Source organism: Mycolicibacterium sarraceniae (genome assembly GCF_010731875.1).
GTDB classification, from domain to species: domain Bacteria; phylum Actinomycetota; class Actinomycetes; order Mycobacteriales; family Mycobacteriaceae; genus Mycobacterium; species Mycobacterium sarraceniae.
Genome location: NZ_AP022595.1, coordinates 4,188,190 through 4,210,513 on the forward strand (window position 1 = coordinate 4,188,190; position 22,324 = coordinate 4,210,513).

General features: G+C 64.9%; 25 protein-coding genes, 1 tRNA gene and 2 pseudogenes. 17 read left to right on the forward strand and 11 right to left on the reverse strand.

Going from position 1 to position 22,324, the window contains the following annotated elements; all coding sequences use genetic code 11:
- Positions 1 to 74 precede the first annotated feature (74 nt).
- Positions 75 to 1,292, reverse strand: a complete 1,218-nt coding sequence (locus G6N13_RS20965) for a branched-chain amino acid ABC transporter substrate-binding protein (RefSeq protein WP_163700051.1) — start codon at positions 1,290 to 1,292, stop codon at positions 75 to 77.
- A gap of 188 nt (positions 1,293 to 1,480) precedes the next feature.
- Positions 1,481 to 2,098, reverse strand: coding sequence for a two-component system response regulator PdtaR (locus G6N13_RS20970; RefSeq protein WP_163700053.1), 618 nt, complete (start codon positions 2,096 to 2,098; stop codon positions 1,481 to 1,483).
- Between the two features lie 114 nt (positions 2,099 to 2,212).
- Here G6N13_RS20970 and G6N13_RS20975 point away from each other — a divergent pair.
- A tRNA-Leu gene (locus G6N13_RS20975) sits at positions 2,213 to 2,286 on the forward strand.
- Between the two features lie 40 nt (positions 2,287 to 2,326).
- Here the strand turns inward: G6N13_RS20975 and G6N13_RS20980 are convergent.
- Positions 2,327 to 3,454 carry a site-specific integrase gene (locus G6N13_RS20980; protein WP_163700055.1) on the reverse strand — a complete coding sequence of 376 codons (1,128 nt, stop codon included), beginning with the start codon at positions 3,452 to 3,454 and terminating at the stop codon, positions 2,327 to 2,329.
- Positions 3,441 to 4,118, reverse strand: a complete 678-nt coding sequence (locus G6N13_RS20985; RefSeq protein ID WP_163700057.1) for a helix-turn-helix transcriptional regulator — start codon at positions 4,116 to 4,118, stop codon at positions 3,441 to 3,443. The genes G6N13_RS20980 and G6N13_RS20985 overlap by 14 nt, the downstream gene beginning before the upstream one ends.
- A gap of 103 nt (positions 4,119 to 4,221) precedes the next feature.
- Between G6N13_RS20985 and G6N13_RS20990 the strand changes: the two genes are divergently transcribed.
- From G6N13_RS20990 to G6N13_RS21035, 10 genes are all read left to right on the forward strand, one after another.
- Positions 4,222 to 4,437, forward strand: coding sequence for a helix-turn-helix transcriptional regulator (locus G6N13_RS20990; RefSeq protein ID WP_163700059.1), 216 nt, complete (start codon positions 4,222 to 4,224; stop codon positions 4,435 to 4,437).
- Positions 4,434 to 4,640: a hypothetical protein gene (locus G6N13_RS20995; RefSeq protein WP_163700061.1), complete on the forward strand. Its 207-nt coding sequence runs from the start codon at positions 4,434 to 4,436 to the stop codon at positions 4,638 to 4,640. The genes G6N13_RS20990 and G6N13_RS20995 overlap by 4 nt, the downstream gene beginning before the upstream one ends.
- Before the next feature lie 6 nt (positions 4,641 to 4,646).
- Positions 4,647 to 5,456 carry a hypothetical protein gene (locus G6N13_RS21000; protein ID WP_163700063.1) on the forward strand — a complete coding sequence of 270 codons (810 nt, stop codon included), beginning with the start codon at positions 4,647 to 4,649 and terminating at the stop codon, positions 5,454 to 5,456.
- Complete coding sequence (locus G6N13_RS21005; RefSeq protein ID WP_163700064.1) at positions 5,453 to 5,929, forward strand: hypothetical protein; 477 nt, start codon at positions 5,453 to 5,455, stop codon at positions 5,927 to 5,929. Before G6N13_RS21000 ends, G6N13_RS21005 begins: the two co-directional genes overlap by 4 nt.
- A complete protein-coding gene (locus G6N13_RS21010; RefSeq protein WP_163700066.1) occupies positions 5,922 to 6,164 on the forward strand; it encodes a hypothetical protein in 243 nt (80 codons plus the stop codon). The genes G6N13_RS21005 and G6N13_RS21010 overlap by 8 nt, the downstream gene beginning before the upstream one ends.
- 391 nt (positions 6,165 to 6,555) lie before the next feature.
- A complete protein-coding gene (locus G6N13_RS21015; RefSeq protein WP_163700068.1) occupies positions 6,556 to 8,031 on the forward strand; it encodes a terminase large subunit domain-containing protein in 1,476 nt (491 codons plus the stop codon).
- Entirely contained in the window at positions 8,028 to 9,374 is a 1,347-nt protein-coding gene (locus G6N13_RS21020) for a phage portal protein (protein WP_235677851.1), read from the forward strand. Before G6N13_RS21015 ends, G6N13_RS21020 begins: the two co-directional genes overlap by 4 nt.
- Positions 9,375 to 9,404: 30 nt before the next feature.
- Positions 9,405 to 9,878 (forward strand): hypothetical protein, encoded by a 474-nt coding sequence (locus G6N13_RS21025; RefSeq protein WP_235677852.1) that lies wholly within the window; start codon positions 9,405 to 9,407, stop codon positions 9,876 to 9,878.
- A 90-nt stretch (positions 9,879 to 9,968) separates the two neighbouring features.
- Entirely contained in the window at positions 9,969 to 10,844 is an 876-nt protein-coding gene (locus G6N13_RS21030) for a phage major capsid protein (RefSeq protein ID WP_163700070.1), read from the forward strand.
- A gap of 3 nt (positions 10,845 to 10,847) precedes the next feature.
- Complete coding sequence (locus tag G6N13_RS21035; RefSeq protein WP_163700072.1) at positions 10,848 to 11,153, forward strand: hypothetical protein; 306 nt, start codon at positions 10,848 to 10,850, stop codon at positions 11,151 to 11,153.
- A gap of 57 nt (positions 11,154 to 11,210) precedes the next feature.
- On the opposite strand, the gene G6N13_RS21040 is transcribed toward G6N13_RS21035, so the two are convergent.
- Positions 11,211 to 12,158, reverse strand: coding sequence for a tyrosine-type recombinase/integrase (locus tag G6N13_RS21040; protein WP_163700074.1), 948 nt, complete (start codon positions 12,156 to 12,158; stop codon positions 11,211 to 11,213).
- A 513-nt stretch (positions 12,159 to 12,671) separates the two neighbouring features.
- On the opposite strand from G6N13_RS21040, the gene G6N13_RS25960 reads away from it, so the two are divergent.
- On the forward strand, positions 12,672 to 12,887 hold the full coding sequence (locus G6N13_RS25960) for a heme-binding protein (protein WP_322789284.1): 216 nt from the start codon (positions 12,672 to 12,674) through the stop codon (positions 12,885 to 12,887).
- Between the two features lie 55 nt (positions 12,888 to 12,942).
- Here the strand turns inward: G6N13_RS25960 and G6N13_RS21050 are convergent, their stop codons facing one another.
- Together G6N13_RS21050 and G6N13_RS21055 are read right to left on the reverse strand one after the other, a co-directional pair.
- Positions 12,943 to 13,206 carry a hypothetical protein gene (locus tag G6N13_RS21050; RefSeq protein ID WP_163700077.1) on the reverse strand — a complete coding sequence of 88 codons (264 nt, stop codon included), beginning with the start codon at positions 13,204 to 13,206 and terminating at the stop codon, positions 12,943 to 12,945.
- Between the two features lie 229 nt (positions 13,207 to 13,435).
- Complete coding sequence (locus G6N13_RS21055) at positions 13,436 to 14,233, reverse strand: nitrilase-related carbon-nitrogen hydrolase (RefSeq protein WP_163700079.1); 798 nt, start codon at positions 14,231 to 14,233, stop codon at positions 13,436 to 13,438.
- A gap of 44 nt (positions 14,234 to 14,277) precedes the next feature.
- On the opposite strand from G6N13_RS21055, the gene speB reads away from it, so the two are divergent.
- Complete coding sequence (gene speB, locus G6N13_RS21060) at positions 14,278 to 15,225, forward strand: agmatinase (RefSeq protein ID WP_163700081.1); 948 nt, start codon at positions 14,278 to 14,280, stop codon at positions 15,223 to 15,225.
- Between the two features lie 81 nt (positions 15,226 to 15,306).
- The gene (locus G6N13_RS21065) at positions 15,307 to 16,578 is read left to right on the forward strand and encodes an adenylate/guanylate cyclase domain-containing protein (RefSeq protein ID WP_170310462.1); all 1,272 of its coding nucleotides are present in this window, start codon (positions 15,307 to 15,309) and stop codon (positions 16,576 to 16,578) included.
- Positions 16,579 to 16,825: 247 nt separating this feature from the next.
- Here G6N13_RS21065 and G6N13_RS21070 read toward each other — a convergent pair.
- From G6N13_RS21070 to G6N13_RS21085, 4 genes and pseudogenes are all read right to left on the reverse strand, one after another.
- Positions 16,826 to 16,999: pseudogene (locus G6N13_RS21070) on the reverse strand (response regulator transcription factor); the annotation flags it as partial.
- Positions 17,000 to 17,050: 51 nt separating this feature from the next.
- A pseudogene (locus G6N13_RS21075) lies at positions 17,051 to 17,804 on the reverse strand (amino acid ABC transporter ATP-binding protein).
- A gap of 11 nt (positions 17,805 to 17,815) precedes the next feature.
- The gene (locus G6N13_RS21080; RefSeq protein WP_163700085.1) at positions 17,816 to 18,736 is read right to left on the reverse strand and encodes an amino acid ABC transporter permease; all 921 of its coding nucleotides are present in this window, start codon (positions 18,734 to 18,736) and stop codon (positions 17,816 to 17,818) included.
- Between the two features lie 5 nt (positions 18,737 to 18,741).
- On the reverse strand, positions 18,742 to 19,668 hold the full coding sequence (locus G6N13_RS21085) for an ABC transporter substrate-binding protein (RefSeq protein WP_163700087.1): 927 nt from the start codon (positions 19,666 to 19,668) through the stop codon (positions 18,742 to 18,744).
- 149 nt (positions 19,669 to 19,817) lie between these two features.
- Here G6N13_RS21085 and G6N13_RS21090 point away from each other — a divergent pair, with 149 nt between their 5' ends.
- From G6N13_RS21090 to G6N13_RS21100, 3 genes are all read left to right on the forward strand, one after another.
- Complete coding sequence (locus G6N13_RS21090) at positions 19,818 to 20,141, forward strand: hypothetical protein (RefSeq protein ID WP_163700089.1); 324 nt, start codon at positions 19,818 to 19,820, stop codon at positions 20,139 to 20,141.
- Positions 20,142 to 20,213: 72 nt separating this feature from the next.
- A complete protein-coding gene (locus G6N13_RS21095; RefSeq protein ID WP_163700090.1) occupies positions 20,214 to 20,768 on the forward strand; it encodes an HdeD family acid-resistance protein in 555 nt (184 codons plus the stop codon).
- Between the two features lie 98 nt (positions 20,769 to 20,866).
- Positions 20,867 to 22,315, forward strand: coding sequence for a cytochrome ubiquinol oxidase subunit I (locus tag G6N13_RS21100; RefSeq protein WP_163700092.1), 1,449 nt, complete (start codon positions 20,867 to 20,869; stop codon positions 22,313 to 22,315).
- The last annotated feature ends 9 nt before the right edge of the window (positions 22,316 to 22,324 follow it).

Genomic DNA, 22,324 nt, shown 5'->3' on the forward strand with positions numbered 1-22,324 from the left:
AGGGGCGGCCTCCTTGGTGTCTGAAACGAGAAGGCACCCGAGCCTTACGGTCCCGGACGCGTCTCGCGAATCGGCTACTGGACCTTGTAGATCCAGATCAAGGTGGTGGTGAGCTCACCCTTATCGGTCCACTGGTACTTCCGGGCAACGCCCTGTCCGTTGTAGTTCTTGACCCACTCGAGCAGGTCCGGACGGGTGATCTTGCCCGCGTCGATGCCCTTCAGCAGTACGGTCCCGAGGTCGTAGCCCTCGGTGCTGTAGGTGCCGGGGGGCTGACCGAACTTCTTGGTGTATTCGTCGGCGAAGCTGCCGGTGGCCGGGCCGCACGGGCAGGACAGGATGGCGTCCTTGGAGGCCTGGCCGGCCGCCTTGACGAATTCCGGATCCTTGGTGCCATCGGCGCTGACGAACTTGCCGGTGTACCCACCGTCGCGCAGCTGCTGCACGAACGGAGCGGCTTCGGCGTAGTAACCGCTGTAGAACACCGAGTCCGGCGACTGGCCCTTGACCTGCGTCACCGCGGCCGAAAAGTCCTTGTCACCCTTCTTGACTGAGATGTTGCAGGCCGAAACCGCGACCGGGCCGAGGGTCTCCCGGACCGCCCGGGCCAGGCCGGTGCCGTAGTCGGTGCTGTCGTCGACGACGCAGACCTTCTTCTGACCCAGCGTGTTCTTCAGGTAGTTGGCGACCGACGGTCCTTGCACACCGTCGTTGGCCAGGCCGCGGAAGAAGGTCGTCCAGCCCTGCTCGGACAGCGTGACGTTGGTGGCCGACGCCGTGGCCGCGACCAGGCCGGCCTGATCGAACACCGCGCCGGTGGCCTTGGTTTCGCCGGAGAATGCCGGGCCGACCAGGCCGATGGTGAACGCGTCGTTGATGATCTGCGGTGCGATCGCGGTGGCTTTCTGCGGATCACCCTCGGTGTCGAACGGCTTCAACTGCACCTGGCAGCCCGGGTTGGCCGCGTTGTGCTTGTCGATGGCCAGTTGCACCCCGTACTTGATGTTGATGCCCAGTGCGGCGTCCGGCCCATTGAGCGCACCGGCCATCGCGATGGACACCGGCGGGCAGGTGGCCTTGCCATCACCCGCGGGGTCGGCCGGTGTCACGCCCGAATCGACCTTGACCTCGGCACCGTTCTGGTCGATCTGGACCTGTTCGACGATCTTCAGGTCGGATTGTGCGGAGTTCCCGCCATTCGACGGGGACTGCTGATTGCAGCCGGCGATGCCGAACACCGCCAGCAGCGCCGAGCTTGCGGCGATTGCACTGCGTGTCGCGTGTCCGCGCACGTTTCACCTCCGGGTCAGTTGTTTCTCGGCGCCGACATCGCAAGCCACGCTCTGGGCCCGCCCCTCGACACTGCGGTTGAACATAGTCAACCCGTGGCTCCAGCGCGTGGTCTTGGCCAACGCCTGGCGGTGAGCATATTCCGGATCGCGACAAACGGCGCGGTCAAAGGAAGCACAAAGTTAACGGATCAATTCGACGCTGAATCGTCGTTCGGTGTGTCGAGGGTCTCCAACACGACCTCGGCGACCCGTTTCATCGTCGTCCGGCGGTCCATCGCGGCCCGCTGAATCCACTTGAACGCCTCAGGCTCGGTCATGCCCTGGTTGGTTTGCAGCAGACCCTTCGCCCGTTCCACCAGCTTGCGCGTCTCCAGCCGGTCGGACAGGTTGGCCACCTCACGCTCAAGTTCGGCGATCTCACTGAACCGGCTGACCGCAACCTCGATCGCCGGGATCAGATCGGTGATCGAGAACGGCTTGACCAGATAGGCCATCGCCCCGGCATCGCGTGCCTTCTCTACCAGATCACGCTGGCTGAACGCGGTCAGCACTACGATCGGGGCGATGCGCTTGCTGGCGATCTCGGCGGCCGCATCGATCCCGTCGCGGCGCGGCATCTTCACGTCCATGATCACGAGGTCCGGCTGCAACTGCTCGGCCAGCTCGACAGCCTCCTGCCCGTCGCCCGCCTCGCCGACCACGTCATAGCCCTCTTCACGAAGCATCTCGGCAAGATCCAGCCGGATCAGCGCCTCGTCCTCGGCAATCAGCACCCGGCGGGCAATACGTTCTGGGGCGTCGGTCATGGCCACATTGTTACGTGGTCGGCCGCAAACAGCCACCTCGGGGCGACGTGACCCACCGGTTTGCGGTGCGGCGTGGGCGATCAACTATGGTGGAATACCGCCGCGGAGCGGCTTGCCCTCGTATCCCAACTGGCAGAGGAAACGGATTCAAAACCCGTGCAGTGTGAGTTCGAATCTCACCGAGGGCACAAGTTCTACAGACACGTTGTTGCAGCTAGCAGGCGGTTTCTATGTTTGCTGGCTGTCCAGTTTCACCTCCCGTGCCCACATTTTGCCCACAGTCTCAGATAACTTGTCGGCAACTGCGGAGAGATCGTCGTCGAAAAGATCCGCATAAACGTCCAGCGTCATGGCCGCCGAAGCGTGCCCGAGCATCCGCTGAACGACCTTCACGTTCGCCCCCGACGAGATGGCCAAAGACGCTGCGGTGTGCCGCAGGTCGTGTGCTGTGATCCGCGGGAACTTCTCGTCCGCCTTCTGGCACCGCTCCACCGCGCCTGATAGCCACGACCGGATTCCGGCCGGCGGCCCGAGGTGTCGGCCGCTGGCGGACGGCCACAGCAGCTCGTCGCGAGCCTTGCCTTCGCATGTGGCGGCCAGGGCCTCGACGACGAACCCCGCCAGCGGGACCGCTCGGTGATGACCTGACTTGAGCGTGCCAACGTGAATATGGCCGCCAACGCTCACCGCGTTCTCGTGCAGCACGATCCGCCGACGCAGGAAATCAACATCGGAGACGCGCAGCGCCGCCGCCTCACCCCAGCGCAGGCCCGCCGTCCCCAGCAACAACACCAACGACCCGTACCGGCCCGCCTCGACCGAGAGCATGTGGAGCTGGTCGGCCCTCAGATACACGTTCTGTCGTTTGGCCCGCGACGGCAGCTTGACCCCACGCGCCGGATTAGCGGCGAGCAACCGATCGCGCACCGCGTCATCCAAGATCCGCGCCAGCACCGAATAGACCGTCGCCACCATCGACGGGCTGAGCTTGACCGACAGCTCGGTAACCCACGCCTGCACGTCGGTGTAGCGGATGTCCGCGAGCTTCGCCCGGTGCCAGCGCGGCTCGACGTGTACCCGCCATGCCGACTCATAGGACCGGTATCCGCTCGGCTTCATGTGCCCCTTCTGGCGCAGCATCCAGGTCGGCCCCAGCTCCCCCACCGTGACCCTCCCGAGCGACGGTGCGACATACTCGCCGCGTGCCTTGGCAACCTCATTCTTCGATGCCCACGCCTCCGCGTCGCGTTTGGTTTTGAACCCACGCTTGTCGGTCTGCCCACGATCCGGTGTCCGGTATCGGACACGGTAAAGTGTTGCACCGCTTGAGGTTTGGTACTTGCTAATCGTTGCCATTCAGCGCCGCCTGTATCTCTGCCTTCAACTGACGAGTGATCCGCCCACGGTCCTGAGCATTCGCGCCCTTACCGGCGCGCCGGTCACGCTCAGCAGAGAGAGTGCGGCCCCACAAGTGCGCCGACGCGACGGCCACAGCGCTCGGTGGCACCCCCAATGCCTTCGCGATTCGCGCCTCAGTCTCGCCAGCTTGACGCTCCAGCTCGACGACAGTGTCTATATCGACATCGAGATAATGGAGCTTCTTGGCCCACTCGGTCATCTGGGCCAAGCCTGCCTTCACGATATCTAACATCTCTGCGCTATTGGCCATGTCGCCGACATTGAAAGCAACGTCCTCACCATTCATAAACCGTTGTAGCGCAGCACTTTTCACCTTCAGCTTGTCAGTAACCTCAATGAACCCGTCATGCTCGACGAGATCCCCCAACGTCACCGGCTGATCCCGCAAAGTGTGGAGCGCATAGGCCAGCGCGACCAACGTGGACAGCGTCGGAGAAACGCGGCCGTGCTCAAGATCGGATATCCGGCCAGTCCCCCAGTTCAACCCCTGCCGACGGGCCGCCTTGGCGAGCTCGTCCGCAGTCGAGTCACCGCGCAGACGTCGGGCGTTGAGGCCCACGACCTCGGCAAGCGGCACTGCCAGCGGTTCGGATTCGGTCACGCTCGGGACTGTACCTCGTTTTCTCAAGGGTTGACAGCGCATCGCTCTCGATGTTCACTAGTCCCAGCCTTGTAATTACAAGGCTTGAGAAACAGGAGAACTCATGGCATCCGATCAGCCCGACACAGCACTACCGCGGGAAGTCGCCAAAGCGCTGTTCACCACCGAGTCCGGACTGGCCCAAATGCGTTACCGCGGTACCGGACCCAAGTTCGTCAAGGTCGGTCACCGCGTGCTGTACCGCTGGTCCGATGTCCGCGCGTACCTCGACGCGAACACTGTGCAGCGCACTGACGACCCGCGGGGAGTCAGCGCGTGACCGCCGAAGCGCACCAGATCGCGGCCCGCCTAGCGGCGGCGAGTGAAGTGTTCCCCATCCGAAAACCCGACGACTGGGACTCCCGCGCCGACGCCACCGCCGAAGGCGACGCGATCACCATCGTGGTCACCGACCACCTCGGCCGCGCCAAGCGCGAATACCGGGCAGTGGTCCAACTCGTCGCGGAGACGGCGAGGGTATGACCACCCGTGAGCCAGCTCGTGAACCGATTCGACAAGTTTGCATGGCTGCGGTCATTGCGAACCGATGCCAGATTCACCGACAAAGAGGTGAGGCTAGCAATGGGCGTATGCATCGACTTCACACGCCGTGATGGCACAGGGTGGGCGGTCGAGCTCGACGCCTTGGCCGGATGCGTGCCCGGCGGCATGTCCCGAAACCGCGTGAAGGCGTTGCTCCAGAAGCTCGTGGCAACTGGCTACCTGACCGAGACCGCCCGCACGATTGGTGGCCGAGGCGTTACGGCGCGACGGTCGCATGACCTTCGAAAACCCGCACCAGCAGCGGTTCAAGTTTCCGACGAAACCTGCACCGCCAACAGTGCAGGTTTAGACGAAACCCGCACCGCCAGCGGTTCAAACCCGCACCAGCAGCGGTTCAAACCCGCACCAGCAGCGGAACCAAAAACCAATCATGAACTGCAACAACAGCACTCCTTAGGGACTTCTATAGGGACTTCGTTGGGGACTGCCCGCTGCTCGAAGCACGCCGACCCCCGCCGATATCCCCTGCCGCCCAATTGCAACGGCTGCAAAGAAGTCCGAGCTCAACGAGAGCAGGACGACCAGATGCGAACCGAACGTGAGCAAGCCACACGAGACCTCTTCGCCCGCGCACAACGCGACTGCGCCACGTGCCGCGGCACCGGCCAGATCGACATCAGCGACAACGCCGTCGCTCGCTGCCCGGAATGCCGGACCCCCGAAGCGCGGCAACGACTCCTCGATGACGCCTTCGGGAACGTCGACCCCGTTGACCCCGAGAGGACCACCGCATGACCAACCACGAAGCCGCAGCCGACAGCCGGCGCGCAGCAGCGCTTATCTTGCACTACTCCCACCGCCGAACCGACGGATGCAACGAGGTCCTCGCCGAAGCCGTCCAGGCCGCCCGAATCACCGAACTAATCATGGCGCTCTGCGACTTGTTCCAACACATCGTCCCGGCCCTCGTGACCCAACTCGGCATGGCCTGCCTTTCCGGGCTCGTCGTCGACATGGCCAACACCACAGACGGCGACCCCGACATCCGCCGAGCCGCCCAGCTCATCGCCCACCACGGCAACGACAACAGCGAAGCCTTAACCGCAGTCCTGGCCGACGCCGACGAAGCAGACCGAGTGACCGAACTGGTCCTCGCCATCCTGAACCTCTACGAGACCCTGCTCCCACCGCTGTACTCGCCCCTCGGCCTGAAGACGTTGCAGCAGACAGTCCTTGACTTTGCCGCCCAGGAGGACACTGATGACTGAACTCAACCCTCGCAGCGAAGGCATGCGCGATGCCGCAGCATGGTTGCAAGCCAACAAGAACAGCGACACCAAGGGTCGACACGCTATCGCCGTGAACTGCGACCCCACCCAACTGGTGGATGCGCTGACCGACACGCTCCTGTGGGTCGTCCGTAAGCAGAACATCGACTTCGAGCACTTGCTCGGCGTGATGCGTGACGCCGCGGACATCGGTGAAGGTAACGACGACCAGTGACCCTGCGACCCTGCCTCGACTGCGGCGAACCCACGAGCGGGCCACGCTGCACCGAGCACACCATCGACACCAAGCCCACCGCCCACGCGCGCGGCTACGACGCCGCCTGGACCCGACTGTCCAAGCGCGCCAGACGATTGCAACCGTTCTGCACCGACTGCGGCAGCACCGAGGACTTGCAGACCGACCACACACCTCAAGCGTGGGCACGCAAGGCCGCTGGCAAGCCCATACGGCTCCAAGACGTCCGAGTCCTGTGCGGACCCTGCAACCGCGCTGCCGGTGCCGCACGCGGACCGTCAGCCACCAGGGGGGACGCCCCGGTCAGCCTCCAGCCAGACTCCGACGGTAGCCGCGGTGCGCATTACACACCCGTGGGAGGTGCTACGCGGTGAAGGCGGGTCCGAAGGGCGCGGTCGACGAGAGTCCGTTGTCGTGGCGGCCGAGGTCGGCCGGCTCGGTGCGGTTCGCCCGGTTCTGTCAGCGCTATATCCGGGTACCGTCCGGCACCGGCGCCCTGTCACCCATGCGGTTGCGCGGCTGGCAGCGTGAGTTGGTTGGCTCGGTGCTGGACGTCCCGGTGCAGCCCCGCACGGCCGGGTGGATGCTCCCACGGGGCCAAGGAAAATCCAGTCTGATGGCGGCCTGGGGCGTCTACGAGTTGTTCCTGGGCGGTGAGGCGGCCGTCATCGACATCGTGGCGGTCGACGAGCGACAGGCCGGCATCGTGTTCGGGATCGCTCGGCGCATGTGCGAGCTACACCCCGACCTCGCATCAAGGGTCCAGTTCTTCAAGGACAAGCTGGTGATCCCGTCACGCAACGCCGAACTGGTTGTGTTGCCGGCGGAACCGAAGCGTCTGGAGGGCCTGAACTACAGCTTGGCGGTACTCGACGAGGCCGGCGTGGCCAGCCGCGACTCGTACGAGGTTCTCACTGCGGCGCAAGGCAAACGGGTGCGGTCCACCCTCGTATGCATCGGCACGCCGGGGCCGAACCTCGACGATCAGGTGCTTCTCGACCTTCGCAACAGCGCCGCAGAGCACCCAGACGATCCGAGCTTGGTGTGGCGGGAGTACTCGGCCGCCGGATTCGAGGACCACCCGGTGGACTGCCGGCACTGCTGGAAGCTGGCGAACCCTGCGCTGGGCGATTTCCTGCACGAGGACGCGATGGTGGCGCTGCTGCCGCCCAAGATTCGTGAGGCGACGTTCCGGCGTGCCCGGTTGTGTCAGATTGCGTCGGACACCGAGGGCAAGTTCCTGCCCGCCGAGGTCTGGGCGGATCTGGGTACGGGCGTCGGTGTCCCGGATCGCGCCGAAATCGTGATTGCCCTCGACGGGTCGTTCTCGGATGACACCACCGCCCTGCTGGTCGGGACTGTCTCACCGGAACCGCATTTCGATGTTCTTGCGGTCTGGGAACGTCCGCACCGCAAGGACACTGACTACCGGGTGCCGGTCGCCGACGTGGAAGACACGATCCGGCAGGCGTGCCGGCGCTGGCAGGTCGTGGAGATCATCGCCGACCCGTTTCGCTGGACGCGCACCCTGCAAGCCCTGGAGGCTGAGAAGCTGCCCGTGGTTGAGTTCCCGCACTCGCCGGCGCGGCTCACCGCGGCCACCACCGACCTCTACAGCGCCGCGGTCAACGGCCGGATGTCGCACTCCGGCGACCCGCGCCTGGCCGCGCATGTCGGGGCCGCGGTGATCGTCGAGGACGCCCGCGGCCTGCGACTGGCCAAACGATCCCGGTCCCGTACCGCACCCAAGATTGACCTGGCCGCCTGCCTGGTCATGGCTCACAGTCGCGCCACCTGGCGTGCAACTCACCGAAACCGTAAGAGAGCAAGGAGTTTTGCATCATGACCACCCAAACCGAACTACTGACCGATCTCATGCAGCGGCTCGATGCACCGGCCGCCCGCTACGCCGACCTGGACCGCTACTACACAGGCAAACAGCCCTTGGCATTCTTGAGCCCAGAAGCAAAGACTGCGCTGGGCAACAGGTTCGGCGTGATGGCCAGCAATATCCCGCGATTGAGTGTGACTGCGCTCGCTGAGCGCCTGCGCATCACCGGCTTCTCGGGCGACGCGGAGTTGTGGGCCGACTGGGTGCGCAACGACCTCGACCAAACCTCTGGCGTCGCCCACCGCGAGGCCCTGTTGCTCGGCGACTCCTACGTGATCGTGTGGGCCGACCAGTTCGGCAATCCCAACGTCACCGTCGAGTCAGCGAAACAGGTTGCCGTGCTGACCGATCCGGGCACCCGCCAGACCGTCGCCGCGGTGAAGCGGTGGGAGGACACCCGCGCCAAAACCACCGAAGCCGTCATGTACCTGCCCGACCGCATCATTCGGCTACGCGCCAACCAGGCCGGCGCAACCTCGACGGGATTTCAGACCGTCGATGAGATCGCCAATCCGCTCGGTGTGGTCCCGGTGGTGAACCTGCGCAACACCGACCGGATCATCGGCGACTGGGGTAGTTCCGAGATCGACGACCTCAAACCGCTCGTCGATGCCCTGAACAAGTCCCTGGCCGACATGATGGTCACCAGCGAGTACGTCGGCCGGCCCCGGCGCTGGGCCACCGGCATCGAGCTGACCGAGGAACCCGTGCTCGACGACGACGGCAACCCCGTCCTCGATGAGGACGACCAGCCGGTGATGACCGAGGTCAACCCGATCCCCGAGGGCAACCGGGCCATGATCTCGGAGAACGATGCCGCCAAGTTCGGGCAGCTCGCCGCCGCCGACCTCGCCGGATACGAGGCCAGCGTGCGGGTCATCCTCGGCCAGATCATGGCCGTGAGCACCCTGCCAGCGCACTACGTCGGTGTCTTCACCGATAATCCGGCCTCGGCCGACGCGCTGCGGGCCGCTGAGGCCAGCCTGACCGCCCGCGCGGAGGCACGGCAAGCGACGTTCGGGCGGGCATGGGAACAGGTCGCCCGCCTCATCGTCGCGGTGCGGGATGGCCGCGACCCCAACCTGATCGACGACATTCGGGTGCAATGGGCTGACGCCGCCACCCGCTCGGTCGCCCAGGAGGCCGACGCCGTGGTCAAGCTCTATAGCGCCGGCCTGCTGCCCGCCTCCTACGCACTAGGCAAGCTCGGCTACTCCGACGACCAGATCGCCGAGATCCGCACCGCCCGCACCCAAGACTCCCCTACCTCGACGACCGGCGTCGGGGTCGGGGCCTAATCACACCAACAGCGAAGGGACACAACCACAATGACCGACACCGGCACCGCCGACATCACGGCCGAGGACACCACGGCCGGCACCGAGACTACCGCCGACGAGGTGGCCTCCGAAGGTGCGACAGAGGACACCACCGACAGCGACGCCAACGCCGATGGGCACCAGGACGACGACACCGCCGAGACGTTCCCTCGGGCCTACGTCGAGAAGCTGCGCGGGCAGAACGCGAAGTACCGCGATCGCGCCAAGGTCGCTGACACCTACGCCCAACGGCTGCACGCCGAGCTGGTCCGCGCCACCGGCCGACTGGCCGATCCCAGCGACCTCGAGTTCGACGAGGACCACCTCGACGACCCCGACGCGATGGCCGCCGCGGTGGACGATCTGCTCGCCGCCAAACCGCACCTGGCGTCGCGTCGACCGACCGGCGATATCGGGCAAGGGAACCGCGGCGGCGCGTCCGAACCGTTCTCGCTACTGGGATTACTCAAGGAGCGGACGTAGACTCACGTGGTAGCGGGCCTGGCGCCCAACACGATTGACGTCCTGGCGACGTGTCGACCACCAATCAGACACTCACGTTAGGACTCAATCGTGGCCATTGAAGTCACCTCGGGTAACTCCACCCTCATTCAGTCGCAGGTCGCGAACCTGCTCGTTCAGCCGCTCGAACAAGCCTCGACGTTCCTGGCTGCCGGCCCGGTCGTGCTGGACTCATCCCAGCCGGTCCGGGTGCCGCGCATCGTCAACGGCGTCACCGCGGGATTCGTCGCCGAAGGCGCGCAGATCTCCGATGGCGACGTTGCGTTCGACGAAGTCACGCTGCTGCCGTCCACCCTCAAGAGCCTCAAGGTGCTCGTGAAGCTCTCCAACGAGCTGATCCGTACCGCGGTCATCGGCCTGGACGCCGTCCTGCGGACCCGCCTGGTCACCGACGTCGCCAACGCCCTCGACGCCGCCCTGTGGGACGGCGCGGGCACCAGCAACACGATCAAGGGCATCCTCCGCCAGACCGGCATCCAGACCGGCACGCTGGACCTGACCGACGCCGACAGCCTCATCGACGGCATCGCGGCCGCCCAGGGCAACAAGGTCAACCCGACTCACTGGGCGATGACCTCGGATAGCTTCGCCGCACTACGCAAGCTCAAGATCGCCAACCCCGGCGAGACGTCGGATCAGGACTTCCGCCAGTACCTGTTCGACCCCACCGGCATCTCGGGGGGCACCGCTTTCCATCTGTTCGGTCTGCCGGTGATCATCACCGACAACATCCCGAAGGTGTCCACCAAGGCCCGCGTCGCCCTGGTCGACTTCTCCAAGGTGGTCGTCGCACGTGACGTCAACGCCGAGGTGAAGATCCTCGACCAGACGTGGGGCGACTACGACAGCGTCGGCATCCGCGTCGTATCCCGCTGGGACACCGCGCTTTTGCAGGCCAAGGCCGTCACCCTGCTCACCGAGGCGTAACCGGTGACCATCAGCGAGGACGTGGCGGCGCTGCTCGACAACGGCAGCGCCGCCATCCCGGCCGCCATCGCCCAAGTCACCGTCATGGCCAAGGCCTACACCCGCGGCAACGGATTCGAGGGCGGCGAACCCAACGACGAGATCGCCGCGGTCATCACCACCGCCGCCGCCCGCCTGGCCGCCAACGGAGCCCAGCTGCCCACCGACGAGACCACCGGCCCGTTCACCAAGAGCATCCGAGGATCGTTCACCGGATGGACCCTCGCCGAGCAAGCCGTGCTCAACCGGTACCGCAAGCGCGCCATGTGAAAAGCCGAGAGCGGGCCACCGAGACCTCCTCGCTCGGTGGCCCGCTCTCTCGCGCGTTCAGTCGAGCACGGCTCGGCGCGGGTTCACGCTTGGACGTTGGTGGCGGGCCAAGCTCAAGCTGGCGATCGCTTCCCGTTGGCGCCGGTCCGACACTTTGGTGTAGATCTGCGTCGACTGGATCGATTTGTGCCGCATCAACTCCTGGACAAGACGGATATCGTGGCCGTCGTCGAGCAAGCTGGTCGCATACCAGTGGCGCAGACTGTGCGGAGTACCCAACACCCCGGCGCGGCGCATGGTGCGACCGATCACGTCGGACACCGACTTCGACAGCATGTGCTCGGCTTCGTAGCCGCGCATCGGGAACCACCACCCGCGCTCGGGCATCTCGGAGGCCATCTCGATCAGGATCGGATGCAACGGTATCGACCGCAGGCGCTTCCCTTTGCCCTTCACCCACAACAGTTGGCTGGCCATATCGACGTCCTGGCCGCGGATCTTGGCGATCTCATGCACCCGCAGCCCGGCGAGCAGCGCGAGCAGGATCATCCGCCGCGTCGACGTCCACATGCGGGTCTGCAGCAGCTTCGGCACATCGGTGTCGGCGATCGGCCGCGGAGCCCGATCGGGCACCTTCACCGTCCCGACCTTCACCATCGGGTTATCAAGCCGGCGATCAGTGATCTGGAGCCACTTGAACCACGCGACCAGATACGAGTTGTACGCCGCGGCCGTCGAGTCCGACCAATCGTCGTGGCTGGCCGTCCAGCGGACGATGCCGAGAGAGTCCGCGTGCATCGGCTGCACGTGCGTTTCGATGTAGAACTGACGCAACACCCGGACACGCTCGGAGATGGTCTTCGGTGACAACCGTTGGGCGTGCTGCCACAGCTCCCATTCGTCAAGGCCGACGACAGCGATCGGGCTCACAGAGGTGTCAGTGTGGTCCGCCAGCGCGTCAGACGCGGGCTTGTAGGACGAGGCGCAGGTGGTTGTGGTGGGCATGGTGGTGATTTGGTCCTCTCGGTCGAGTTTCTGTTTGACCAGCCGCCCACACCGTGCCCACACTTTGCCCACAGTTACAGATAAATGTAGAGAATCACCGTTATGTGTTTTCGCAGCTGAGGGCTGGTCCAGCCCTCTGGCCAGCACCTCGAAAACAGTTCGAATCTCACCGAGGGCACCAGAAAACACCCTGACGCAGCACCCAGCGTGCTCTGCTAGCGTTGCCGCGAATCGGGGGTGAAGCGTGCTCGCCCCCGACATCCGAACCGCGATCGCCTCGGTCGGTGCCCACAAGAATTAAGCCCGACTGCGTACAGTGATTCTGCGAATCTCACCGAGGTCACCAGGATCTGAAAGGTCATGACCATTTCACATTCTGTATGTCACGCAGTAGCAATCACTTTGGCCGCCGGGGCCCTTGCTATCGGCGCGGCCGGTCCGGCCGCGGCCGATCCGGCACCGAATTGAACACAGGCCGATCTGGCCGGGATCAGCGCAGGCGTCGGCTTCTCGATGTCGGGCTATCTCTTCACCCACCCCGACGTCAACGCGTTCTTCACCAGCCTGCAGGGCCTGCCCAGGGAGCAGATCCGCACCAAGGTCCAGGCCTACCTGGCCGCCAACCCGCAGGTGCGCGACGACATCACGGCAATTCGCCAGCCCAACAACGATTTTCGCGACCGGCGCGGCTTCTCGGGTAAGCCCGCGGGCCTGCCCGTCGCGCCGTAGTCCTGACCGTCAGCTGGGCCGCCCAGCCCATGGCTGAGCGGCTCAGCTCCGTAGGTCAACGAATGCAGTTGTCACCGACGATTTCCTTGCACACCGCTCCGGGAGGTGCGGGGTTGACCGACGGCGAAAACGAGTTCGCGCCACCCGGCGTCACTGCCTTCTCGGTCGGCGACGGTGCCACGGCCGACGAGGGAGTGGTGGTGGTGGTCGACGGGCTGTCCTTGGCACTGGAACTACAGGCGGTCAGCGCCCCCGTCCCGACGATCGCGGCACCGCCAGCAAAGAGTGCGATCTGGCGAGTCAGGCGACCATAGCTCATGGCGTTTCCTATCTGTGTGGGCCGAATGCTCGGATCATCCTAGTTTGCTGGTTCGGCTGATTTACCAACGGCCCCGAGAGGCTGGACGATCGCTGTTAGTACTTAGCTGGTATTTTGCCCAGATCATACGACAAAAGGGCTCGGGAGGGACGTTAGCCGTCCAATCCTCATCCAGCCCGGAGGAGATCCACACCGCAGGCCACCCATCCGACCACCCAGGCAAACCCGCTCAGTACAAATCGACACGGCGATCGGACAACAGGTCGACATACTCAGTCAACATCTTGTCGTGCGTGCGCGACAGGTCGACATCGGCGATCACCAGCCCAGGCCCCGGGCCGGCGTCGGCGATCACCCAGCCGTCGGGATCAATGATCGCGGTGCCCTCGGTCCACAGCTGCCCACGCTCCTCTCCGGCGCGGTCACACACCGCGACGGCGATGCGGTTGAGCCGGGCTGTTGACATCGCGGTGATCACCTCACCGGCGTGTTCGCCCTCGGGCCGCGGGAACGCCGGCCAGTTGACCGGCGCGGCGATCAGCTCCGCGCCCTCGACCGCGACTCGCCTGGTCACCTCACCGAATTCGAGGTCGTAACAGATCATCACCGCGATCGCGCCATGGCGGGTCCGTAGTACTGACGGCAGTTCTGAACCCCGGGTGAAGATCAGCTTCTCCCGGTCCCACAGATGTGTCTTGCGGTAGGTGGCGATCACCCCGTCACCGTCCAGCGCCACCGCACTGTTGTAGAGCAGCCCGTCATCCCCGAGCTCGCAGAAGCCGCCGACGACGACCGCCTCAACGGCCGCCGACCGCCAGGCGTCGAATGCGGGATCGGTGGGGCGCAGCGCCGCCGAGCGGGCTTCGTCCGCATCGGCGAACATGTAGCCGGAGGTCGCCAGTTCGGGCAGCACCACGACATCGGCACCCTGCGCGACAGCGTCGGCAATGGCGCTCGCGGATAGCTCGACGTTCGCGGCCACCGCCCCGAGGGTGGGCGCAATTTGTGCGCAGGCGATGCGGGTCACCCCTGCAGGCTAGCCTCGCCGCAACGGCTCGGCAGAGGAGAAACATGGCATCCGAGAAGATCGTGGGCCCGATCGATGCGACCGCATACCCGCGCTACACCGAACCGTCAACATTTGCCCGGCTGCCGCGGATCGCTGAGGCCCCGGCCGCCGACGTCCGGATCGTCGGCGTGCCCTTCGACAGCGGGGTGTCCTACCGGCCTGGCGCGCGGTTCGGTCCCTCGCATGTGCGCGCGGCCTCCAAACTGTTGCGACCGTTCAACCCCGCACTCGGTGTCGAACCGTTCGCCGTCCAGCAGGTGGCCGATTGCGGCGATATCGCGGTCAACCCGTTCAACATCGAGGAGGCGATCGCGACGATCGACACCGCGATGACCGGCCTGCGCAAAGACGGGTCGACGGTGCTGACGATCGGGGGCGATCACACGATCGCGCTGCCGATCCTGCGCTCGCTGGCCCGCGACCACGGCCCGCTGGCCGTCCTGCATTTCGATGCCCACCTGGACACCTGGGACACCTACTTCGGCGCTCCATACACGCACGGCACCCCGTTCCGGCGGGCCAGCGAAGAGGGGCTCATCGATATGGAGCGCTCGCTGCACATGGGCATCCGCGGCCCGCTGTACAGCAAAACCGACCTGGAGCAGGATTCCGTGTTGGGCTTTCAGGTCATCCGCTCCGATGACTACGAATTCGACGGTGTCACAAGCATTGTCGAGCGAATGCGCAGGCGCCTCGAGGGCGGCCCGGTGTACGTCTCCATCGATATCGACGTACTCGACCCAGCCCACGCACCCGGCACCGGAACCCCGGAGGCCGGCGGGCTCACCTCCCGCGAACTACTGAACACCCTGCGCGGGCTGGTGGGCCTAGACATCGTCGGCGCCGACATCGTGGAGGTGGCACCGGCCTACGACCACGCGGAGATCACCGGCATCGCCGCTGCCCACGTCGGATTCGAACTTCTCTCGGTGCTGGCGGCCAACCGATAGGCTGGGAATGTGGGCAGCCTGCGGAAACGCGCTTGTTCGGTGCCATCGGACGGGCCGAACCAGCGCGCTGACTGTGAGCGCATGCAGCGCCGGGCCCCGGCCCGCAACCAGCACTGGGCTGAGTCCATCTCGCGGCGGCAGCGGGTACTCAACATCGCGGCAGCCCTGGCTGCGGTCGTCACCTCCCTGGTGGGGATCCTGCAGTTCGTCACCGGCGAGCACCTGGTCGTCATCGGTTTGATCAACCTCGGCACCGCTGCGATCTTCGGGATCATCCCCGTCCTGCACCGTTTCGGCGAGATTCTCGCGGCTCTGGCGTTCGTCTTCTTCGCCTTCGTGTCGCTGACGGTCGTCGGCTGGCAGATCGGGACGGATTCCGGCATCCAGTTCTACTACCTGGTGTCGGCGTCGCTGGCGGTGCTGGTGCTCGGCGTGGAGCACTGGGTGTTGGCGTCGGTGGTCGTCGCGATCGGCGCCGGGCTGACGATCGCGTCGCAGTTCCTGGTACCCGGCGACACCGGTGTCCAGCCGCGCTGGCTGGTCAATACCGGCTTCGTGATCACCACAGTGTCGGCATGCGTGATGATCTTCGCGACGGTCTGGTACGCGATGCGGGAGGTGTCCCGGGCCGAGGCGGCAATGGAATTCGAATATCTGCGCTCCGAGGCGCTGCTGGCCAACATCCTGCCCGCCAGCATCGCGGCCCGACTCAAGGATCCGGACCGCGGTGTGATCGTCGATAGGTTCGACGACGCCTCGATTCTGTTTGCCGATATCGCTGGGTTCACCGAGCGGGCCAGCCAGATCCCGCCGGCGGAACTCGTGCGATTCCTCGATCGGCTGTACACCACCTTCGACCGCCTGGTCGACAAGCACGGCTTGGAGAAGATCAAGACCACCGGCGACTCATACATGGTCGTCAGCGGCGTTCCCGAGCCCAGGGATGACCACGCCGAGGGGCTGGCGAACCTGGCCCTGGACATGGCCAAGGCGGTCCGCGACCTGCGTGACCCCAACGGGCAGCCGGTTCCGCTGCGGATGGGGATGGCCGCCGGCCCGGTGGTGGCCGGGGTGGTCGGAGCGCGCCGGTTCTTCTACGACGTGTGGGGCGACGCCGTCAACGTCGCTTCCCGCATGGAGACCACCGACCTCGCGGGACACATCCAAGTGCCCCAAGATCTTTACGAACGTCTCCGTGACCGCTTCGTCCTCGAGAAACGCGGCGATATCGAGGTCAAGGGCAAGGGCATCATGCGCACCTGGTATCTGGTGAGCCGCCGGCCCGCGCGGGCGCCCGATCCCGATCGCCCCGCCCAGGAAGAAGCTGGGCGGGTCGAAAGTCCAACCCGCTAGGCCTCACGCGTGGCCAGCACAATGCTCCCGATCAGCGTCGTCACCGCTGCCGCCGGGCAGCCGGGCTTCCACCGTCCCCACCGGTGATGACCGGGGCCCGCACCACCAGTGGCACCAGAACCAGTGCGGACAGCCGTTCGGAGTCCCAGCGCCGGGCCAGAGTCAGTCCGCCGACATGCGGGCCACCTGCGCCGACATCGCAGCGAATTCCTGGACCAGCTGCGCCAGCACAGCGCGCTGCGGATCGTTAGCGGGCCAGTTCGACCCGGTTGGCGACCTGAAGTTTCCCGAAGGTCGCCTGCACGTGGTTCTCCACCGTGCGGTGACTTAGCGAGAGCTTGGCCGCAACCTGCTTGGCGGTCAATCCTTTTGCCACGTCACGCCGAGTTTCGGTCTCCCGGTCGGTCAGGCTCGCGGCAGGCCCGCCGGGGCCATTCGCCATCCTGGGGTCCGCGCTGGCCTGCACGCTCGGCTACATGACTTTCGACAGAAAGGCTTTGGTGCGGTCGTGCTGCGGATTGCTCAGGACCTCCCGGGGCAGGCCGCTTTCGACGATCACCCCCCCCGTCCATGAACACCAGCTCGTCGGCGACCTCGCGGGCGAAACCCATCTCGTGGGTCACCACGATCATCGTCATGCCCTGGCTAGCCAGCGTTTTCATCACGCCCAGAACTTCGCCGACGAGTTCGGGGTCCAGGGCCGAGGTCGGCTCGTCGAACAGCATCAGCTTCGGGTCCATCGCCAGCGCACGGGCAATCGCCACCCGCTGTTGCTGACCGCCGGACAGCTGTGCCGGGTAGGCATCGGCCTTGTCCGACAAGCCAACTTGGGCGAGTAGCTCACGCGCCCGCTCGGTGGCGGCAGCCTTCTTGATCCGCTTGACGTGGACCGGTGATTCAATGACGTTGGCCAGTGCGGTGCGGTGTGGGAACAGGTTGAAGTGCTGGAACACCATTCCGATGTCACGACGTTGCTTGGCCGCCTCCCGCGGCGGCATCTCCAGCAGCTTGCCGCCGCGCTCACGGTATCCGACGAGATCGCCGTCCACGTAAAGCCGTCCGGCAGTGACAGTCTCGAGATGGTTGATGCACCGCAGGAACGTCGATTTGCCGGACCCCGACGGACCGACAAGCACCAGTACTTTGCCGGGGTCCACCGAAAGCGTGACCCCCTTCAGCACCGACAGCGCACCGAAGTCCTTGCACACCCGTTCGGCGCGGACCATGGGTTCACCTGTCATACGTGTCCGGCCTCCGTGGTGGTCTGCGCCTTCGCCAAGGCCTCAAGCTGTTTGGTGGTCAGCTTCCTGGAAATGCCGCGGGAGAAGTATTTCTCGAGGTAGTACTGCCCCACCATCAGGATGCTGGTGATCACCAGGTACCAGGTAGCTGCGACCAGCAGCATGGGGACCGGTTCGAATGTCCTGGCGGCGATCTCCCGGGAGGCGATGCTGTAGAGGTCGTAGGAGTACGGCACGGCGGTTACCAGCGACGTGGTCTTCAGCATGCTGATGACCTCGTTACCGGTCGGCGGAATGATGACCCGCATCGCCTGCGGAAGAACGGTGCGGCGCATCGTCATTCCCCACGACATGCCCAGTGCGGTCGACGCCTCCGACTGGCCCTCGGGTACGGAGGTGATTCCGGCCCGGATGATCTCGGCCATATACGCGGCCTCGTTCAGGCCGAGACCGATGACCGCGAGCAGGAACGGGATCGACAGATCCCGCAGATCAAGGTGAAAGAACGACGGGCCGAACGGAATGCCGAGCTGGATCTTCTGGTAGATCGTCGGGATCAGCCCCCAGAACACCAGCTGCACGTACACCGGCGTCCCTCGGAAGATCCACAGGAAAACCCATGCCACTGAACCGAATACCGGGTTTGGCGACAGTCGCATCACCGAGAGCAACACCCCGAGCACGACGCCGATCACCATCGCGTAGATCGTCAGCTGCAGCGTGTTGAACACACCGAGCATGATCCGATCGTTGAACAGATAGTCGCCATAGGTCGACCAGCCGTACGCCGGGTTGGTCGCCGCGCCATACAGGAACAGCCCGACGAGGACGACGATGACGACCGCCCCCACCCACCGCCAGGGATGACGAAGTGGTACCGCGTCGATGGCAGGTGGGGCCGATTCGTCGACAGTCATAGCGCTTAGCTGGTCGCTCCGTTGATGACCGGCTTGGTGACCATGCCCGCCTCGACGCCCCAGTTGCTGGCTATGGTCTTGTAGTCGCCGGTGTCGATGAGGTGCTGCAAGGCTTTCTGCAGCGACGCCGCCAGCGGCGATCCCTTGGCGACCGGCCAGCCGTACGGGGCGGCTTCGGAGATCTCGCCGGCAGCCTCGAGCCTGCCGTTGCTCTGCTTGATGGCGTAGGCGGTCACCGGCGAGTCTGCCGACATCGCGTCAGCCTGGCCGAGTACCACGGCGTTGGTCGCGGCATCCTGGCCGTCGAACTTCAGGATCTCGATGGCTGGTTTGCCGGCGTCGGTGCACGCCTTGCTCTTCTTGGGCAGCTCGTTAGTTTCCTCGGCGGTGGTCGCCTGCACGGCCACCTTCTTGCCGCACGCGTTGCTGGGGTCGATCGGCGAGCCAGGCCTCTGCGCCCACAGAATGCCCGCAGAAAAGTAGTCGACGAAGTCGACCGAGTCCTGGCGTTCCTTGGTGTCGGTGAAGGACGACATGCCGACGTTGAAGGTGCCCTGCTGGATGGAGGGGATGATCTTGGCGAAGTCAGCCTCCCGGTAGTCGGCGGTCAATCCGAGCGTGGAGGCGATCGCGTTCATCAGGTCCACGTCGAAGCCGACAATCTTGCCGCTGGCATCCTTGAATTCGTTTGGCGCGTAGGGGATATTGACCCCGACGACCAGCTTGCCCGACTTTTTGATGTCATCGGGGACACCCGCCGCGATCTCATCGACCTTCTGCGCCTTGGCGGCGGTGGTCGAGGTCGACGGCCCTGCGCTGGTGTCGTTCTTACTGCTGCAGCCTGACAGTGCCAGCGCACCAGCCACGGCGACGACGCCAGCGATACGCCACCAGTTCTGCGTTGCCCGACGATCTTGACATCCAGTGAGCACGGTTGCCTCTTTCTCTCGACTGCATCCGGGCTGTCCTGCCCGAAACTAGTGGCATGGTCCAAGTTCTGTGTTGCCGGTAACGGAACAGTAGTAGAGGTGTGACCATCCGGCAGCAGATCCGCAGGTACCGCCAGCTAGCGTGGCCCAGCATGCCTGATTTGAGTCGCGTTCATTTCGCCGTGATGGACGGCCCTACGGCCGCAACACTGGCACAAATATTGCCCGTCCTGCTGCTGAGCCTCATGGTGGAGGTGCGCCGCACCCGACTGCACCTTTCGACGGCCCGCGCGGTCCTCGGGATCTTTTTCCTGTTCTTCGCTCTGGCAGAGACCGTCATGGTGCTCTCCATTGACGGGGCTGTGTATCCGTTCCAGTGGTCCGATCTGATCGCCGCCCTGCTCATTTTCGGATTGATCACCGTGCTCTACCGGTTATCGCTGCTCGACCGCAGCGAGGACAGCGGCGCTCTGTAGCGACCCCGGGGCGCACGCGGTCAACTGCCCAAATACCGCAACCGGCCGATGCCCTGTGCAAGACTTCCTGCCATGACAACTTCTTCTACCCCGTCATTGCTGCCGCATTTGTGGAAGTCCGTCCTGCTGTCGGGGGTTCTGGCACTCGCCCTCGGCGTGTTGGTACTCGTCTGGCCGACAAAGACAATCGTCGTCGCGGCGATCTTCTTCGGCGCTTACCTTCTGGTGACCGGTCTCTCACAGGTGTTTCACGCCTTCACGTTGCCCGTGTCGGCGGGCGGGCGAGTGCTGCTGTTCATCAGCGGCGCCGCCGCGGTGGTTCTGGCCGTGCTGTGCTTTCGCAGTCTTTCGAACTCCATTCTGCTGCTCGCTATCTGGATCGGTATCGGCTTCATCTTCCGGGGCGTCGCGACCGCGGTCTCAGCGATCAGCGATCCGGATACCCCGGGGCGCGGCTGGGAGATTTTCATCGGTGTGATCAGCCTCATCGCGGGCCTGGTGGTCCTGGGCTCGCCGTTCGAGTCGCTGGCCACGCTGACCGTCGTGGTGGGCATCTGGCTCATCGTGATCGGCGTTTTCGAGATCGTGGCGTCGTTCGGCGTTCGTAAGGCCTCCCAGCGCCTCTAGCTGGGGCCTAAAGGCCCTTGCGCGACGGGCGCGGATTCCTACTACACTCTGTCGTAGATTGGCGATCCGCGCCTTTCGCGTGCTTGGAGAGTTCCGACATGAGTGCTCTTGACGTGTCCCGCTGGCAATTCGGAATCACGACCGTCTACCACTTCATCTTCGTTCCGCTGACGATCGGGCTGGCCCCGCTGATCGCCGTCATGCAGACGATCTGGGTGGTCACCGACAACCTGGCCTGGTACCGGATGACGAAGTTCTTCGGGAAGGTCTTCCTGATCAACTTCGCGATCGGCGTCGCGACCGGCATCGTGCAGGAGTTCCAGTTCGGGATGAACTGGAGTGAGTACTCCCGGTTCGTCGGTGACGTGTTCGGTGCACCACTCGCCTTAGAGGGCCTGGTCGCCTTCTTCCTGGAGTCGACGTTCATCGGTCTGTGGATCTTCGGCTGGACCCGACTGCCCCGCTGGCTGCACCTGACGTCGATCTGGCTGGTGGCGATCGCTGTCAACCTGTCCGCGTTCTTCATCATCACCGCCAACTCGTTCATGCAGCACCCAGTCGGCACCCGGTACAACCCGGAGACACGCCGCGCCGAGCTGGAGAGCATCGTCGAGTTGTTCACCAATAACACCGGCGTGGCGGCCTTCTGGCACGCCGTGACATCGGCCTTCCTCGTGGCGGCCACGTTCGTGGCGGCAGTCTGCGCGTGGTGGATGGTGCGCGCCAAAGGCACGCCGGACGCCGCGGCCCTGTATCGGCCCGGCGCCATCCTGGGTTCGCTGGTGGCGCTTTTGGCCAGTGTGGGCCTGTTTTTCACCGGCGATACGCAGGGCAAACTGATGTTCCATCAGCAGCCGATGAAAATGGCGGCCGCGGAATCGCTGTGCCACACCGAAACCGATCCCGGGTTCTCGATCCTGACCGTCGGTACGCACAACAACTGTGACAGCATCACCCGGGTCATCGAGGTGCCCTACGTGTTGCCGTTCCTGGCCGAGGGCAAGTTCAGCGGTGTCACGCTGGAAGGCACCAAAGACCTTCAGCAGCAATATGAACAGAAGTTCGGCCCCGAGTGGTACGTCCCCAATCTGTTCGTCACGTATTGGTCGTTCCGCGCCATGATCGGCCTGATGGCCATCCCGCTGCTGTTCGCGCTGACCACGCTGTGGCTCACCCGCGGCGGCCGGGTACCCGGCTCAAGGTGGTACTCGCGCTTGGCACTGGTGACGATTCCGACGCCGTTCCTGGCCACGATCTCTGGCTGGGTATTCACCGAGATGGGTCGCCAGCCCTGGGTGGTCGCCCCCAATCCCGATGGCGACCAACTGGTTCGGCTGACCGTGCGCCAAGGTGTATCGCTGCATGGGCCAGGCCTGGTCTGGGTGTCTTTGATCTCGTTCACACTGCTCTACGCGGTGCTCGCGGTGATCTGGTTCTTCCTGTTGCGCCGCTACATCACGACCGGCCCGCTCGAGCACGACTCCGAACCGACGCCGCCCACCCCACCCGGGGACGACGACGTCGCCCCACTCTCGTTCGCCTACTGAGGAAGGGAG